This window comes from Brevundimonas sp. LPMIX5, assembly GCF_003576505.1.
Classification (GTDB): Bacteria; Pseudomonadota; Alphaproteobacteria; order Caulobacterales; family Caulobacteraceae; genus Brevundimonas; species Brevundimonas naejangsanensis.
This window is the reverse complement of the sequence record NZ_QWTZ01000010.1, coordinates 240,644-257,147: the sequence shown is the minus strand read 5'-3', so window position 1 is coordinate 257,147 and position 16,504 is coordinate 240,644. Positions and strand designations below refer to the sequence as shown.

Annotated in this window: 9 protein-coding genes; 5 read left to right on the top strand and 4 right to left on the bottom strand. The window is 67.9% G+C overall.

The features are described from left to right. Positions 1 to 28 precede the first annotated feature (28 nt). The 4 genes from D1604_RS10875 (at position 29) to D1604_RS10860 (ending at position 7,367) form a co-directional block, all read left to right on the top strand. Positions 29 to 3,298, top strand: coding sequence for an efflux RND transporter permease subunit (locus tag D1604_RS10875; RefSeq protein ID WP_119413285.1), 3,270 nt, complete (start codon positions 29 to 31; stop codon positions 3,296 to 3,298). Continuing rightward, a complete protein-coding gene (locus tag D1604_RS10870) occupies positions 3,299 to 4,738 on the top strand; it encodes an efflux transporter outer membrane subunit (protein WP_119413284.1) in 1,440 nt (479 codons plus the stop codon). A gap of 188 nt (positions 4,739 to 4,926) precedes the next feature. Then, positions 4,927 to 6,096, top strand: a complete 1,170-nt coding sequence (proB, locus tag D1604_RS10865; RefSeq protein ID WP_119413283.1) for a glutamate 5-kinase — start codon at positions 4,927 to 4,929, stop codon at positions 6,094 to 6,096. Then, entirely contained in the window at positions 6,093 to 7,367 is a 1,275-nt protein-coding gene (locus tag D1604_RS10860; protein ID WP_119413282.1) for a glutamate-5-semialdehyde dehydrogenase, read from the top strand. Before proB ends, D1604_RS10860 begins: the two co-directional genes overlap by 4 nt. Positions 7,368 to 7,470: 103 nt before the next feature. Here D1604_RS10860 and D1604_RS10855 read toward each other — a convergent pair whose 3' ends face one another. Together D1604_RS10855 and D1604_RS10850 are read right to left on the bottom strand one after the other, a co-directional pair. Beyond that, entirely contained in the window at positions 7,471 to 9,915 is a 2,445-nt protein-coding gene (locus tag D1604_RS10855) for a membrane-bound PQQ-dependent dehydrogenase, glucose/quinate/shikimate family (protein WP_119413281.1), read from the bottom strand. A 192-nt stretch (positions 9,916 to 10,107) separates the two neighbouring features. Beyond that, positions 10,108 to 10,713: a TetR/AcrR family transcriptional regulator gene (locus D1604_RS10850; RefSeq protein WP_051130257.1), complete on the bottom strand. Its 606-nt coding sequence runs from the start codon at positions 10,711 to 10,713 to the stop codon at positions 10,108 to 10,110. A gap of 485 nt (positions 10,714 to 11,198) precedes the next feature. Between D1604_RS10850 and D1604_RS10845 the strand changes: the two genes are divergently transcribed. After that, positions 11,199 to 13,325, top strand: a complete 2,127-nt coding sequence (locus D1604_RS10845; protein ID WP_119413280.1) for a M13 family metallopeptidase — start codon at positions 11,199 to 11,201, stop codon at positions 13,323 to 13,325. A 354-nt stretch (positions 13,326 to 13,679) separates the two neighbouring features. On the opposite strand, the gene hisS is transcribed toward D1604_RS10845, so the two are convergent. Next, positions 13,680 to 15,164, bottom strand: coding sequence for a histidine--tRNA ligase (gene hisS, locus D1604_RS10840; protein ID WP_119413279.1), 1,485 nt, complete (start codon positions 15,162 to 15,164; stop codon positions 13,680 to 13,682). Between the two features lie 70 nt (positions 15,165 to 15,234). Then, complete coding sequence (locus tag D1604_RS10835; protein ID WP_119413278.1) at positions 15,235 to 16,455, bottom strand: DUF418 domain-containing protein; 1,221 nt, start codon at positions 16,453 to 16,455, stop codon at positions 15,235 to 15,237. Positions 16,456 to 16,504: the final 49 nt, after the last annotated feature.

Below are 16,504 nucleotides of genomic sequence, written 5' to 3'. Positions count from 1 at the left end.
AGGAGGCTCACGGGCCGGAACCTGATTCATGAACATCTCCCGCTTCTTCATCGACCGACCGATCTTCGCGATCGTGATCTCGGTCTTCATCACCCTGGTCGGCGCCTTCGCCATGCCGATGCTGCCGTTGGCGCAGTATCCGGACATCGCCCCGCCGACGATCAGCGTGACCGCCTCCTACGCCGGCGCCTCGGCTGAAACCCTGTCCGAAACGGTCGCCGCACCGCTCGAACAGGAGATCAACGGCGTCGAGAACATGCTCTACATGACCTCGTCGTCCACCTCGGACGGCCGGGTCAGCGTGACCGTGACCTTCCAGCCCGGCACCGACCTCGACACCGCCCAGGTGCTGGTTCAGAACCGGGTCGCCCTGGCCGAGCCGCGCCTGCCGGCGCAGGTCCGTCAGGTCGGCGTGGTCGTCAACAAGGAGTCGACCGGCTTCCTGATGCTGGCCTCGCTGACGTCCGACGATCCCGGCATCGACAGCGACTATCTGGGCAATCTGGCCCAGTCGACGATCCGCGACCGCCTGCTGCGGATCGACGGCGTCGGCGGCGTCCAGGTCTTCGGCGGCGGCAACTACGCCATGCGGATCTGGATCGATCCGGCCAAGGCCGCCGCGCGCGACCTGACCGCGCCCGAGATCATCGCCGCCCTGCAGGCCCAGAACGTTCAGGCCGCAGGCGGGTCGATCGGCCAGCCTCCCTTCCCGACCAACGCCGCCGCCTTCGAGCTGCCGGTTCAGGTCGAGGGCCGTCTGGCGGCGCCGGAAGAATTCGGCAAGGTGGTGCTCAAGACCGACGCTCAGGGCCGCGTGACCCGCGTCAGCGATATCGCCCGCGTCGAACTCGGCTCGGAAATCTACGGCGTCGAAGGCTATTTCAACGGCCAGCGCGGCGTCGGCGTCGCCATCATCCAGCAGCCCGGCTCCAACGCCCTGTCGACGGCCAACAAGGTCATCGCAGAGCTGGACGCCATCAAGGCCGACTTCCCGCCGGGCGTGAAATACGCCATCCCCTATAACCCGACGGAATACGTCGCCGCCTCGGTCTCGGCCGTTGAGCACGTGCTGATCGAAGCCGTCTTCCTGGTGATGATCGTCATCCTGGTCTTCCTGCAGACCTGGCGCGCGGCCATTATCCCGATCCTGGCCATCCCGGTCGCCCTGGTCGGCACCTTCGCGGTGCAGCTGGCCCTGGGCTATTCGATCAACTCCCTGTCGCTGTTCGCCCTGGTTCTGGCCGTCGGCATCGTCGTCGACGACGCCATCATCGTGGTCGAGAACGTCGAGCGCTACATCCGCGAGGGGCTGACGCCCAAAGAAGCCGCCTATCGGTCGATGCAGGAAGTGTCCGGCGCCCTGGTCGCCATCTCCCTGGTGCTGACCTCGGTGTTCGTGCCGACCGCCTTCGTGCCCGGCATCCCCGGCATCTTCTTCCGCCAGTTCGCGGTCACCATCGCCTCGGCGACGCTGATCTCCCTGCTGGTGTCGCTGACGCTGTCTCCCGCCCTGTCGGCCCTGCTGCTCAAGCCGCACAAGGACCACGACGAGAGCCGCAAGCCGGGCCTGATCGGCACGATCACCTATTACCTCGGCTGGGCCGGGGCCAAGTTCAACGAAGGCTTCGACTGGGTGTCGGACCGCTACGGCCGCATGACCGCCCGACTGATCCGCATGGTCACGGTCATGCTGGTCATCTACGCCGCCCTGCTGGCCCTGACCGGCTGGCGCATGGCCGACACGCCCACCGGCTTCATCCCGGCCCAGGATCAGGGCATCCTGATCGGCGTCGTCCAGCTTCCGCCGGGCGCCTCGCTGGAACGCACCAAGGCGGCCATGAACAAGGCTGTCGAGATCGTCCGCAAGGCCGATGGCGTTCAGGAAGTCACCGCCTTCGCCGGTCTGGACGGCTCCAGCTTCTCCATGTCGTCCAACGCCGCGACCATGTTCATCAAGCTGAACGACTACGACCAGCGCACCACGCCCGCGCTGGAGGCCTCGACCCTGGCAGGCGCGCTCAGCGGCGCGACCGGCGTCATCGAGGAAGCCAGCATCTTCATGCTGTCGCCCCCGCCCGTTCAGGGCCTGGGCACCGGCTCGGGCTTCAAGATGATGATCCAGGACCGTTCGGGTTCGGGCTTCAAGGCTCTGGAGGGCGCGACCTTCGCCATGATGGGCGCCGCCGCCCAGATGCCGGACGAGGTCCAGCAGGTGTTCAGCCTCTACAACACCGGCTCGCCGCGCATCGCCGCCAGCGTCGATCGCGACAAGGCCCTGCTGATGGGGGTCCAGCCGTCGACCGTGTTCAGCACCCTGGGCACCTACCTCGGCTCGACCTACGTCAACGACTTCAACTTCCTGGGCCGCACCTTCCGCGTCACCGCCCAGGCCGAGCCCGCCTATCGCGACGAACTGGCCGACATCGCCAACCTGAAGGTCCGTTCGGCCTCGGGCGGCATGGTGCCGATCGGTTCGGTGGCGACCCTGGCCGACGATTCCGGCCCGGCGCGCGTGGTCCGCTACAACCTGTTCCCGGCTTCGGAACTACAGGGTGAAGCGGCGCCGGGCGTGTCTACCGGCGACGCCATCGCCGCGATGGAGGAACTGGCCGCCAAGACCCTGCCCGAGGGCTTCGGCTACGAATGGACCGAACTGGCCCTCCAGGAGAAGGCGGCGGCCGGCGGCTCGACCATCATCTTCCTGATGGCGGTGGTGTTCGTCTTCCTGGTGCTGGCCGCCAACTATGAGGCCTTCACCCTGCCGCTGGCGGTCATCCTGATCGTGCCCATGTGTATCCTGGCGGCCATCCTGGGGGTGAACCTGCATGGTCTGGACAACAATATCCTGACCCAGGTCGGTCTGGTGGTCCTGATCGCGCTGGCGGCCAAGAACGCCATCCTGATCGTGGAGTTCGCCAAACAGGCCGAGGACAACGAAGGCCTCGACCGCTGGCAGGCCGCTGTTCAGGCCGCCCGTCAGCGCCTGCGCCCGATCCTGATGACCTCGTTCGCCTTCATCTTCGGCGTGCTGCCTCTGGCCATCGCCTCGGGCCCCGGCTCGGAGATGCAGAACGCCCTGGGCATCGCGGTCGTCTATGGAATGCTGGGGGTGACCTTCTTCGGTCTGATCTTCACCCCGGTCTTCTATGTCCTCTGTCGCTGGGTGGCGGGCAAGCTGCCCAAGGCGCCGGGCAAGGAGCGCGAGCTCCCCACCAGCTTCGGCTCCACGCCGCACGACCCCTTTGACCCCGACGGCCCGGAAGCGGCTCCCGCCGCTCCGCGCCAGGGAGATGCGTAAATGAACGGCAAACTCCGCACTCTGCTGACCGCCGCGGGGTCGGCCGCCCTGCTCGCCGCCTGCGCGGTGGGTCCCAAGGCGCCGCTCCCGACGATCCCGGCCGAAGGCCAGGGCGCCTTCATCGGCTCGCAATCCGCCTCGGTTTCGACCGAGGCGGCCCGCGACGACTGGTGGCGGCTGTATCAGGACCCGACGCTGGACGGCCTGATCCAGCAGGCCCTGACCGAGAACAACGAGTTGGAGGCGGCCGCGGCCAATCTGCGCGCCGTCCGGGCCTCGCTGTCCGAAGCCCGCTCGGGCCGGTTCCCGACCACCACGGCCTCGGCCGCCTATAACCGCAGCCGGGCCTCGACCGACACCGTACCCACGGCCAACGGCGCCAAGCTGCCGGAAGTCGACACCTATGACGTCGGTCTGGACGTGGCCTATGAGATCGACCTGTTCGGTCGGGTGGAATCTTCCATCCGCGCCGCACGGGGCGATGTGGCCGCCGCCGCCGCCGCGCTTGAAGTCGTGCGGGTGACCGTCGCCGCCGAAACGGCCCGGGCCTACGCCGACACCTGCTCAGCCAACGCCCAGATCGCCGTGGCCGAGCGGACCATCGACCTGCAGACCCAGACCGTCGACCTGACCCAGCGCCTGCTGGACGGGGGGGCCGGCAACGGTCTGGACGTGGCCCGCGCCCGCGCCGCGCTGGAACAGACTCGCGCCAGCCTACCGCCCCTGCGGGCGGCGCGCGACGGCGCCCTGTTCCGCCTGGCCACGCTGACCGGCCGCACCCCTGCCGAGGCCAGCGATGCGGCCCGCGCCTGCCAGTCGCCGCCGCAACTGTCGCAGCCGATCCCGGTCGGAGACGGAGCCGCCCTTCTGGCGCGTCGTCCCGACGTGCGTCAGGCGGAAGCCCGCCTGTCGGCCGCCGCCGCCCGCGTCAATGTCGCCACCGCCGGCCTTTATCCCAGCATCCGTCTGGGCGGGTCGCTGGGCTCGACGGCGCTCGACGCCTCGGATCTGGGCGAGAGCGCCAATATGCGCTTCAGCGTCGGCCCGCTGATCTCCTGGTCCTTCCCCAACGTCTGGGCGGCTCGGGCGCGGATCAAACAGGCTGGCGCCCAGTCGGACGCCGCCCTGGCGACCTTCGACCAGACCGTGCTGACGGCGCTGCAGGAGACCGAGACGGCGCTCAGCGCCTACGCCAACGAACTGGACCGCCGCACGGCCCTGCGCACAGCACGGGATCAGGCGGCCACGGCGGCGCGCCTGTCGCGCCTGCGCTTCGACGCGGGCGCCGACAGCTTCCTGACGGTGCTGGACGCCGAGCGGACCCTGGCCGGCGCCGACGCCGCCCTGGCCGCCTCGGAAGCCCAGGTCACCACCTACCAGATCGGCCTGTTCAAGGCCCTGGCGGGCGGTTGGGAACAGGCTCCCGATCCCGAAGCCTGACCTTCAGCCTCAAGCTGAAACTGAGACGCCCGGCTGGTTCGCCCGCCGGGCGTTTTCTTTGGCGCTTCTTCTGACCGCTCATGCTCCAGAAGAATATTCTTCTGATTAGGGCTGAAAGAACACCATCACACTGAACAATCATCGCCTGCAGCATGGCTCAATCGATGATCTTGCGATAGGGAGGCTGGGTGACCGCCTCCGCCGCCCTCCCCGAAGCCCTTGAGGCCGCCGCCTCGCCTGCCGCCGCCTTGGCCCAGGCGCGCCGGGTGGTGGTCAAGATCGGTTCGTCCCTGCTGTTCGACGCCGATCGACGCGCCGTCGCCGCCGACTGGCTGGCCAGCCTGTCCGCGGACATCGCCGCATTGCGTCGACAGGGGCGCGAGGCGATCGTCGTTTCCTCCGGCGCCGTGGCTCTGGGGCGCGGACGGCTGAACCTGTTTACCAGCCGCCTTCAGGACAAACAGGCCGCCGCCGCCGTGGGCCAGTCCCTGCTGATGCACGCCTGGGAAGAGGCCCTGGCCCCGCACGGGCTGATGGCGGGACAGGTGCTGCTAACCCGCGACGACACCGAGCGGCGGCGCCGCTGGCTCAACGGCCGCGCGACGCTGGAGGCCCTGCTGGCCCACGGCGTCGTCCCTGTGGTCAATGAGAACGACACCGTCGCCACCGAAGAGATCCGCTACGGCGACAACGACCGCCTGGCCGCGCGCGCGGCGCAACTCGGCCGGGCCGACCTGCTGATCCTGCTGTCCGATGTGGACGGCCTCTACACCGCTGACCCGCGCCGCGATCCGGACGCCCGTCACCTGCCGCTGATCGAGCGTCTGACGCCTGAAGTGCTGTCGATGGCGTCAGGCGCCAACACACAGGCCGGGGTCGGCACGGGCGGCATGGCGACCAAGCTGGCGGCGGCCCAGATCGCCGCCTCGGCCGGTTGCGCCACCGTCATCGCCTCGGGCCTGACCGACTACCCGTTGAGGGCGGTGCTGGACGGCGCCCGCGCCAGCCTGATCCTGGCGCCCGCCACCCCTCTGGCCGCGTGGAAACAGTGGATCGCGGGCAGCGTGGCGCCCGGCGGCGCCCTGACGCTGGATGCGGGGGCCGTCGCCGCCCTGCGTGCGGGGAAGAGCCTGCTGCCCTCCGGCGTCTTCGCCGTCAGCGGCGACTTCGGCAAGGGCGACAGCGTGCGCCTGACCGGCCCCGACGGCGCGCGCATCGGCGTCGGTCTGGCGTCCTACGCCGCCGATGAGATCGCCCTGATCCGCGGCCGCCATTCCGACGCGATCGAAGGCCTGCTGGGCTACCGAGGCCCCTCGGTCGTCATCCACCGCGACGATCTGGTTCTGGAGGACCGATGAGCGACCTCGACGCCGCCATGCTGGACATGATGATCGACATGGGCCGCCGCGCCCGCGCCGCCGCCGACGCCCTGCGCGCCACGACTCCGGACGCCCGTACTGACGCGCTCCATCGGCTCGCCAGCGGCTTGCGCGCCGCCGAGGTCGAGATCCTGTCCGCCAACGCCCGCGACGTAAGCCGCGCCCGCGAAGGCGGCCTGTCTGAGGCTCTGATCGACCGTCTGGCCCTGAATCCCGCCCGCGTCGAGGGCATGGCCGTCGCCGTCGAGACCATCGCCGCCCAGCCCGATCCCGTCGGCGCCCAAATGGCCCGCTGGACCCCGCCCAACGGTCTGGACATCGCCCGCGTCCGCACCCCCATCGGCGTGCTGGCCGTCATCTATGAGAGCCGCCCGAACGTCACCGCCGACGCCGCCGCCCTGTGCCTGCGTTCGGGCAATGCGGCGATCCTGCGCTGCGGCTCGGACTGCCTCGACTCCTCGCGCGCCATCGCCGCCGTCGTCGCCCGCGCCGTGAGCGAAGCGGGCCTGCCCGCCGACGCCATCCAACTCGTCCCTGCCCCCGACCGCGAGGCCGTCGGCGCCATCCTCTCAGGCCTGAACGGCGCCATCGACCTGATCATCCCGCGCGGCGGCAAAAGTCTGGTCGCCCGCGTCCAGTCAGAAGCCAAGGCGCCCGTGCTCGGCCACCTTGAGGGCCTGTGCCACACCTATCTGGACGCCGCCGCCGATCTGGACGTCGCCCGCCGCGTGACCCTGAACGCCAAGATGCGCCGCGTCTCAGTGTGCGGCGCGACCGAAACCCTGCTGGTCGACCGCGCGGCGGCCGAGCGCCTGCTGCCCGCTGTGGCCACCGACCTGATCGCCGCCGGATGCGAATTGCGCGGCGACGCCGAAGCCTGCGCCCTGGTCCCCGGCATGGCCCAGGCTGTCGAGACCGACTGGACCACCGAATACCTGGCCCCCGTCCTGTCGGTGCGCGTGGTGGAAGGCGTGGACGACGCGGTCGCGCACATCCGCGCTTACGGCTCGGGCCACACCGAGGCCATCGTCACCACCGACGAAAAGGCGGCGGAACGCTTCGCCGAGGGCGTAGACAGCGCCATCGTCCTGATCAACGCCTCGACCCAGTTCGCCGACGGCGGAGAGTTCGGCTTCGGCGGCGAAATCGGCATCTCGACCTCAAAGCTGCATGCGCGCGGGCCAGTCGGGGCGGAGCAGCTGACCACCTACAAATATGTGGTGCGCGGCCAGGGCCAGACGCGCCCCTGATCCATCGCCGACGCAGAGAAGGCCGGAGCCCGAACTCCGGCCTTCCTCACCTCAAGCGGGGCCTCAAGCAGCCCGAAGGGCGATAGGCCCCCAAAAAGAGTGCTTATGCGCCCCTTTCAGGGAGCGCATAAGCGATCACATAGTCCCCGCGCGGCGTCTCCATGAAGTGATGCCCGCCGGCCATGATGACCAGATACTGGCGGCCGTTCTGCTCATAGATCATCGGATTGGCCTGACCGCCTGCCGGAAGCACGTCCGACCACACCGTCTTGCCGGTCTCGATGTCGATGGCCCGGATCAGATCGTCCGTCGCGGCGGCGATGAAGATCAGCCCGCCCGCCGTCACCGCCGAGCCGCCGTTGTTCGGCGTGCCGATCTCCAGCGGCAGCATGGAGGGGATGCCGAACGGTCCGTTCTTGCGCGCCGTGCCGAACGGACGATCCCACAGGGTGCGGCCGCTCTTCAGATCGATGGCCCGCATCCCGCCATAGGGGGGCTGTTTGCACAGCAGGCCGGTAAACTTGACCCGCCAGCCCGCATTGACGTCGATGGCGTAGGGTACGCCCATCTGCGGGTCGCCCGCGCCCTCGGCCTTGGACTTCGACAGATTGCCGCCGCGGTTGGCCGCCTCCTTCTCGCGCTCGATGTAGCGGGGATCGTCGCGCGGGAACCAGCCCAGACGGTCGGCCTCGGCGCGAGGCACCAGGCGGTTGTGATTGGGCATGTCGTTGTAGTTGGCCACGATCACGCCGCGCGCCGGATCGACCGCCACCCCGCCCCAGTCCGAGCCGCCATTATAGCCCGGGTACTGGATCCAGTAACGGTCCGCCGTCGGCGGGGTGAAGTAGCCGTCATAGGCCGCCTGACGGAACTGGATGCGGCAGACCATCTGGTCGATCGGCGACATGCCCCACATGTCACGCTCGGTCAGGTCGGCCTTTCTCAGCGTGTGGAACAGCGAGAAGGGCTGGGTCGGGCTGCGCTGCGACGGCTCGACGCCGCCCTGCGGCACGCGGCGCTCCTCCACCTTGTGCAGCGGCTGGCCGGTGCGGCGGTCCAGAATGTAGAGATCGCCCTGTTTGGACGGCAGGATCACCGCCGGAACCATGGTCCCGTTGACCGGCATGTCGACCAGAGTCGCCTGCGAGCCGAGGTCATAGTCCCAGACGTCCTTGCGCACCGTCTGGAAATGCCAGCGCGGCTTGCCCGTGGTCACGTCCAGCGCGACCAGAGAGGTCGAATATTCATTCTCCGCCGGACGGCGCAGTCCGGAATAGTAGTCCGCCGAGGAGTTGCCCATCGGCAGGAAAACCAGGCCGAGCGCCTCATCGGCTGTCGCCGTGGTCCACATGTTCGGCGTGCCGGGCGTATAGGTCTCGCCCTCGGGCGGCAGGGTCGTGATATCCGGACGCATCATGTCCCAGGCGAAGCGCAGTTCGCCCGTCATGGCGTCGAAGCCCTGAATGACGCCCGAGGCGTTCCAGCGTTTCTGACCGTCCAGCACCTGATGGCCGGTCACCACCACCCCGCGCACGATCACCGGCGCCGAGGTGATCGACACCATGCCCGGATAGGGGTCGCCCATACCGTGCTTGATGCTGACCTCGCCGTTGCTTCCGAACCCGGCGCAGGGCGCGCCCGTGCGGGCGTCCACGGCCACCAGGCGTCCGTCCAGCGTGCCCTCTATGATGCGCGTCGCGCAGGGCTGGGCCGCGTCGACATTGGGCGCGGCGTAATAGGTCACGCCGCGGCAGGCGGCGGTATAGGGAATCTGGTCGTCGGCGACCTTGGGGTCATAGGTCCACTTCTGCTTGCCCGTCGCCGCATCGACCGCGAACAGCCGGTTGCGGGCCGAGCACAGATAGAGGGTGTCGCCGACCTTCAGCGGGGTCGTCTCTGCCCCCCAGCGTTCATCGGGCAAGTCGCCGGTGCGGAAGGTCCAGGCGCGCTGCAAGCCCTTCACATTGTCCTTGGTGATCTGGTTCAGCGGCGAATAGCGCTGGGCGCTGTCCGAACCGCCCCAGGCGGGCCAGTCGGCGCCGACCTTCAGCACCGCCGGGTCGCCCGCGCCGCCGCTCGCCGCGCCGGGCACGGGGCTCAACACCCTGGCCTTGTTGGCCTGAGCCACCACCACGCCGGAAATCAGGCCGAAAACGACGATGGCCGCCAGTCCGCTGAGCACCAGTCGACCGCCGCCTCCGTCGCGCTTCAGCACCGGAAGGCTGAAGACCACGGCGATCAGCAGCACCAGCGGCGCCACGACACGCGGCACCAGGGCCCAGCCGTTCAGCCCGACCTCCCACAGCGCCCAGACGACGGTGCCGATGAAGATGGCGACATAGAGCCAGGCGCCCAGGGGTCTGAGCAGAGCCAGAAGCCCCCCCGACACGATCATCAACAGGCCGACGATCAGATAATAGGCCGATCCGCCCAGCATGATCAGCTGACCCCCGCCTATGGTCAGCGTCAGTCCGATCAGGGCGATGACAATGCCCAGAAGCCTTACCAGGACGCTTCCGAATCCGCGCCCACGCTCGATGGATGGCATCTCGCCCCTCCTGTTCCCGCAGCTTGGCCTTGAAAGGACGCAACACGCGAACAGCCGCGACGTTCCGTCGCGCCGACAGGAAGATGAGGGCGCGCCCAACGCCGTCGTTGGCGCGCCTGTCAGTCCACGGATGCAAAAAGGGCCGCTCGCCCGAAGCAAGCGGCCCTTAAGGAGGATCAGAAAGCGTTGGGCTTACTGGCGCGCCATCTGGCTGGACAGGATCAGGTCCAGCTGCTTGCGCATATGAGGAGTCAATTCCTCAACGCCCCAGCCGTCATAGGCGGCGTAGCGGAAGTTGGAGATGAAGGTGTCCCAGATCATGCGCGGCAGCAGGGTCTGGTCGATGTCCTGGCGCAGCTCGCCTTCACCCACGGCCGCCTGAAGCAGGTCCTGAATCCACAGAACCAGCGGACCGACGAAGGCGCGCGAGCGCTGATCGGCGTCTTCCGGCTGGAACCAGGAGCGCGCGACCATCGCCTGCATCAGCGGCAGATGCCCCAGCGAGCGATGATAACCGGCCGTCAGAGCGGCGGTCAGGCGATCCGTGACGCGGCCTTCAACGCCCGCAGCGCCGGTCCGCATGTCGTTCAGCAGGCCTTCCATTTCCTCGGAGAAGACCGTCTCGAACAATTCGGCCTTATCCTGGAAGTTGGCGAAGACCGCGCCGGTCGACATTCCGGCGCCCTTGGCGATGTCGCGGATCGTCGCCGCGTCATAGCCGCGCTCGGCGAAGAGGGTCCGCGCCGCATCCAGCACCTTGAGGCGCGTACGAACCTTCGCCGCCTGGCGGCGATTCATCCGCGGAGGCGCAACGTTTTCGACGGTTTCAGCAAGAGAGGGGGAGGGCACGCGCATAGACAGGTGGCTCTGGGCTTAAATGGGCGGCGCGCTCGCCAATCCAGACCGCGTCGTTCGACCCGGCCCGAACTTTGAAGACGACGGGCGCCCCTGAAACTAAGGGCGAACTTTCATCACCGAACAATGACCAAAATGGGTCGCGGCTGGCAAAAATCTCTGCCCTGCCCTCGCCGGGCAATCAAGAACACTACGCAATTATACGAATAGCCGCGGCGCGATGTTACAAATGACGGGCCTCATCCCAGCGAGACTTTACTCTTACAGACCTCTACTGGAGCGTCGGCAAGTGTCCGGCCTCCGCCGCTGCAGTCCCGCCTTCACCCTGCCCCTCGCTCTCTGGATGAATTTTTTTTAAGACAGGGCTCCGCGCTTCCGGCCTAGGGTTCGCGCCCGAGGCCCCAGGGGCTGAAAACGAGGAAACATCCATGAAGAAACTGCTTGTCGGCGTAGCCGCTGTCGCCCTTCTGGCGCCTGCCGCCGCCCTGGCGGGCGATGGTCACGACCATGCCTGCATCGACGACGCCTGCACCGTCTTCGAACTGTTCCAGACTCCGGACGCCTCAGGCGGCGCTTCGGGCTGGCAGGGAACCGAAGCGCCCAAATACGGGACCTGGGGCTTCGACCTGACGGGCCGCGACACCTCGGTAAAGCCGGGCGACAGCTTCTTCCGCTACGCCAACGGCGCCGCCTTCGACAAGCTGACCATCCCGTCGGACCGCACCTCCTACGGCTCCTTCGCCCTGCTGCGCGAACTGTCCGACAACCGGATGAAGGAACTGGTGCAAGGCCTGGCGGGCCGCTCTGACCTGACAGCTGGCTCCGACGAGCAGAAGATCGCCGACGCCTACCGTTCCTATATGGACGAGGCGCGCATCGAGGCGCTGGACGCCCAGCCGCTGCAGCCGTTCCTGGCCGCCATCCGCGCCGCCGACACCCATGAGAAGATCGCCGCCTATATGGGCCAGACCCAGGGCCGCGTCGGGTCGTCTCTCTTCGGCACCGGCATCACGATCGACCAGAAAAACCCGACCCGGTACGTCGTGGCTACGGGCCAGTCGGGCCTGGGGCTGCCCAACCGCGACTATTATCTGGACGCCCGCTTCGCCGACAAAAAGGAGAAGTATCAGGCCTATGTCGAGCGAATGCTGACCAATATCGGCTGGAACGATCCCGCCGGTTCGGCCGCCGCCATCGTCGCCCTTGAGGACCAGATCGCCGAAGCCCACTGGACGCCGGTGGAAAGCCGCGACCGCGACAAGACCTATAATGAATACTCGATCCAGACCCTGGCCGCCGACGCGCCGGGCTTCGACTGGAACGGCTATTTCAACGCCGCCGGCCTGGGCTCGATCGACCGCCTGATCGTGCGGCAGAACACAGCCATGCCCAAGATCGCCGCCGTCTTCGCCCAGACGCCGGTCGCGACCCTGCAGGCCTGGCAGGCCTTCCACACCACCGACGATGCGGCGGGCGCCCTGTCCAAACGCTTCTCCGACGCCCAGTGGGAATTCCGTTCGCGCGACCTGTCGGGCCAGCCCGAACAGCGCAGCCGTGAAAAGCGCGCCATCAGCTTCGCCGAGGGCGCCCTGGGCGAGGCGGCGGGCCGTCTATACGTCGCCGAATACTTCCCGGCCGAATCCAAGGCCAAGATGGAAGAACTGGTCGCCAATCTGCGCACCGCCCTGTCGCACCGCATCGACAACCTGACGTGGATGGGCGCCGAGACCAAGGCGGCGGCTCAGGAGAAGCTGCAGAAATTCACCGTCAAGATCGGCTACCCGAACAAGTGGCGCGACTATTCGGCGTTGGAGATCAAGGCCGACGACCTGTTCGGCAACAGCCAGCGCATGGGTCAGTTCCAGTGGAACTACCGTCTGTCGCGCCTCGACCAGCCGGTCGACAAGGACGAGTGGGGCATGACCCCGCAGACGGTGAACGCCTATTATAACTCGGCCAATAACGAGATCGTCTTCCCCGCGGCGATCCTGCAGCCGCCCTTCTTCGATCCGGACGCGGACCCGGCCGTCAACTACGGCGGCATCGGCGGCGTGATCGGCCACGAGATCGGCCACGGCTTCGACGATCAGGGCTCCAAGTCCGACGGCGACGGCGTGCTGCGCAACTGGTGGACCGAAGAGGACAAGGCCAACTTCAAGGCCCTGACCACCCGCCTGGGCGCCCAGTACGATGAGTTCGAGCCCCTGCCCGGCTTCCACGTCAACGGCGGCCTGACGATGGGCGAGAACATCGGCGACGCCGCCGGCACGGCGGTGGGCCTGGAGGCCTATCACCTGTCGCTGAACGGCCAGCCGGCGCCGGTTATCGACGGCGTGACGGGCGACCAGCGCTTCTTCTACGGCTGGGCGCAGGTCTGGCAGTCGAAGTACCGCGAGGACGCGCTGAAGAACCAGATCGCCACCGATCCGCACAGCCCGGCCGAGTTCCGCGTGATCGGCCCCGTGCGCAATATCGACGCCTGGTACGAGGCCTTCGGCGTCAAGCCCGGCGACAAATACTACCTGGCCCCAGAAGATCGCGTCCGCATCTGGTAAGGACGCCGCCTGCTGAATGAAGAGGGCCAGAGCCGCGACGCTCCGGCCCTTTTTTTCATGGACGCCGCACCGCAGCGCGCACATTCTCGAACACTCTTCGATAGTCGTTGAGCTTCAGGCATGAAAAAGCCCGCTGCGGGGGATACATCGCAGCGGGCCTTCACGCTCTCTCAGGAGCGGACGTTTCCTCCCCGAAACGCCTTCAAGATGTCGCTGCGGCTTACCGCTGCGCCTCTTGAGTGAGACCAAATGACGCCATTGGCCGGGGCGCGTCAACCAAGCGAGCGCCGAAAGCCTACGCTTTTATGACTAAACGCTGATAAGTCACGACGTCGTCATGGATATTATCGAAGACTATTCGATAATAGAGCGCACCACGGCCACCAGCTGATCGCGCGCCACGGTCTGCTGCCCTGGACGTTCGGCCTTCCAGGCGTCGTTGTCGGCGATGGCGGCGGCGCGGGCGCGTCCGGCGTCCAGATCCTTGATCGTCACCTGGCCGGCGGCGATCTCGTCTCCGCCCAGGATGACGGCGGCCGGGGCGCCGCGCCGGTCGGCGTATTTCATCTGCGCCTTCATGCCCGCCCGGCCCAGATAGAGCTCGGCGGCGATACCCGCCGCCCGCAGTTCGGACACGGCGTCGAGATAGTGCTGCATGTCGTCCTCAGAGAAGACGATGGCCACCACCGGCCCGCGCGTCGCGTCCTCGGCGCCGCGTCCGGCCGCGCGCAGGGCCGAGGCCAGGCGCGACACGCCGAAGGAGAAGCCCGTCGCCGGGGTCGACTGGCCGGTGAAGCGCGACACCAGATCGTCATAGCGCCCGCCGCCGCCGATCGAGCCGAAGCGCACGGCCCGACCCTTTTCGTCCTTGGTGTCCAGCAGCAGCTCGGCCTCGAACACCGCGCCGGTGTAGTATTCCAACCCGCGCACGATGGTCGGATCGAAGCGCACGTCGTCCTGCGAAACGCCCATGGCGGTCAGGGCGCGGTCGATGGCGGCCAGTTCCTTGAGCGCCTCTTCGCCCGCGGCGCCCAAGAAACCCGAACGGGCCGCGCCCGATACGGCGTCCAGCACGCCAGCACGGCTGAGACCCGGCGCCTCGGCCGAGGCCAGGAAGGCTTCGATCGCGCCGATCACCGAGGCGGGCAGATTCGCGCCCTTGGTGTAGTCGCCGGACTCGTCCAGACGCCCCTCGCCCAGCAGCAGGCGCACGCCCTCGACGCCCAGGCGGTCGTATTTGTCCACCGCGCGCAGGGCGGTCAGGCGCTGCATCGGATCCGTGATCCCGCCCGCGTCGAACAGGCCGTCGAACAGCTTGCGGTTGGAGACGCGGATCACCGCCTGCCCCGCCACCAGACCCGCCGCGCGCAGACCTTCGCAGCCCATGGCGATGATTTCGGCGTCGGCCTCGGGCCGGTCCGACCCGACAGTGTCGGCGTCGCACTGCCAGAACTCGCGGAAGCGGCCCGGCCCCGGCTTCTCATTACGCCACACCGGCCCATAAGCGTAGCGGCGGAACGGCTTGGGCAAGATCTCCCAGTTATGGGCGGCGAAACGGGCCAACGGCGCCGTGTGGTCGTAGCGCAGAGCCATCCACTGATCGTCATCGTCCTGAAGCGCGAAGACGCCCTCGTTCGGACGGTCGGCGTCCGGCAGGAACTTGCCCAGAGCGTCGGCGTATTCGAACGCCGGAGTCTCCAGCGCCTCAAAGCCCCAGCGCTCATAGACCTCGGACACGCGCGCGACGATGCGGCGCTCGGCGGTCAGGTCGCGGCCGCGACGGTCGGCGAACCCACGGGGAGCACGGGCTTCGGGGCGGTTGGAGGCTTCGTCGGTCATGGGGCGGCGATTAAGCCATCAGATAGGCCGCCGCAACTCACAGTCCGTCGGGCGCCGCCCGCATCCGCCCTCAGGCCGTGCGGCGCAGCGGCAGATCCCGACCATAGCTCAGGCGCCGCCACAGCCATTCGAACGGCCCCATGGTGAACTTCGACAGCCACAGCGGCGACCAGATCAGTTGCAGCGCCCAGACGCCGACGACGATGGCCCACTGCATCGGATAGTCGACCTGGCCGAACAGACGCGGTCCCCACGGCATGTAGAAGATTGTCGTCATGATCAGGGTCTGGGTCAGATAGTTGGTGAAGGCCATCCGCCCCACAGGCGCCAGGGCCTTGCGCAGCCAGCCCACCCCGCGCGTCGTCGCCAGGATCAGCGCCGACGCATAGCCCAGGGTGATGATCAGCGGATAGGAACCGACCGCCATCGCCCAACCGCCGGTCGCCTCGACCTCGGCCCCAGCCTGAATCTCCAGCCATTCCAGCACGCCCAGCAGGGCCAGCACCACAGCCCCGCCCGCCATCAACAGTCCATAGACGCGCATCGACATCCGGCCGTGGAAGAACCCCGCCTTGAACAGGCCCAGCCCCAACATCATCAGCGGAACCGTCGAAAACACATACATCAGCAGGCTCATGCCCTGGCTGATCGCCCAAGCCTTCAGGTTTTCGAGCGCCGAGCCGGCCCAGCCGCTCTGATAGGCGGCGATGGACGCGGCCACCGCCCCGTCCGAAGCCCCGCCGCTGCTCATCGCCTCGGGGAAATGCGCCGTCAGCAGCATCAGCCCGGCCTGCAAGGTCGCCAGGGCGACGGTCGCCCCCGCTCCGATCCAGATCAGCCGCCTGGCGGGCATCGACCGCATCATCATCACGAACAGGCCCGACCAGGCGTAGAGCAACAGGATGTCGCCGTACCAGAAGGCCGCGCCGTGGATCAGGCCGAACAGGGCCAGGAACAGCAGGCGGCGACGCAGGACGCGCCCCTTCGCCTCATCGCCCCGCTCGCCGCCGACCAGGAAGATCGAGACGCCGAACAGCATGGAGAACAGGGTGACGAATTTCTGGCGGAAGAAGACGGCGATGATCCATTGCGCCACGCCCGACGCATCCGGCCCCGCCGGAAAGGGCGACTGGCCGCTGGTCATCTCAATCGCCATCATCGGCAAGGCGAAGGCGGCCGCATTGACCGCCAGAATGCCCAGCACCGCGGCGCCGCGCAGCACGTCCAGCGTGACGATCCGCTGGTCCGCCGCCACCGGCTTCGGCTGGGTCATCTCGACCTGGTCCCTCATGCTCGCCCCTATCCCTGCGTGAAGAGTTCGAGGCTTAGGCGGGACCGCC

What these genes read in the sequence shown, in the direction of transcription:
- D1604_RS10875 (WP_119413285.1), top strand. Translation starts at nt 29, where the DNA reads ATGAACATCTCCCGCTTCTTCATCGACCGACCGATCTTCGCGATCGTG.
- D1604_RS10870 (WP_119413284.1), top strand. Translation starts at nt 3,299, where the DNA reads ATGAACGGCAAACTCCGCACTCTGCTGACCGCCGCGGGGTCGGCCGCC.
- D1604_RS10860 (WP_119413282.1), top strand. Translation starts at nt 6,093, where the DNA reads ATGAGCGACCTCGACGCCGCCATGCTGGACATGATGATCGACATGGGC.
- D1604_RS10855 (WP_119413281.1), bottom strand. Translation starts at nt 9,915, where the DNA reads ATGCCATCCATCGAGCGTGGGCGCGGATTCGGAAGCGTCCTGGTAAGG.
- D1604_RS10850 (WP_051130257.1), bottom strand. Translation starts at nt 10,713, where the DNA reads ATGAATCGCCGCCAGGCGGCGAAGGTTCGTACGCGCCTCAAGGTGCTG.
- D1604_RS10845 (WP_119413280.1), top strand. Translation starts at nt 11,199, where the DNA reads ATGAAGAAACTGCTTGTCGGCGTAGCCGCTGTCGCCCTTCTGGCGCCT.
- hisS (WP_119413279.1), bottom strand. Translation starts at nt 15,164, where the DNA reads ATGACCGACGAAGCCTCCAACCGCCCCGAAGCCCGTGCTCCCCGTGGG.
- D1604_RS10835 (WP_119413278.1), bottom strand. Translation starts at nt 16,455, where the DNA reads ATGAGGGACCAGGTCGAGATGACCCAGCCGAAGCCGGTGGCGGCGGAC.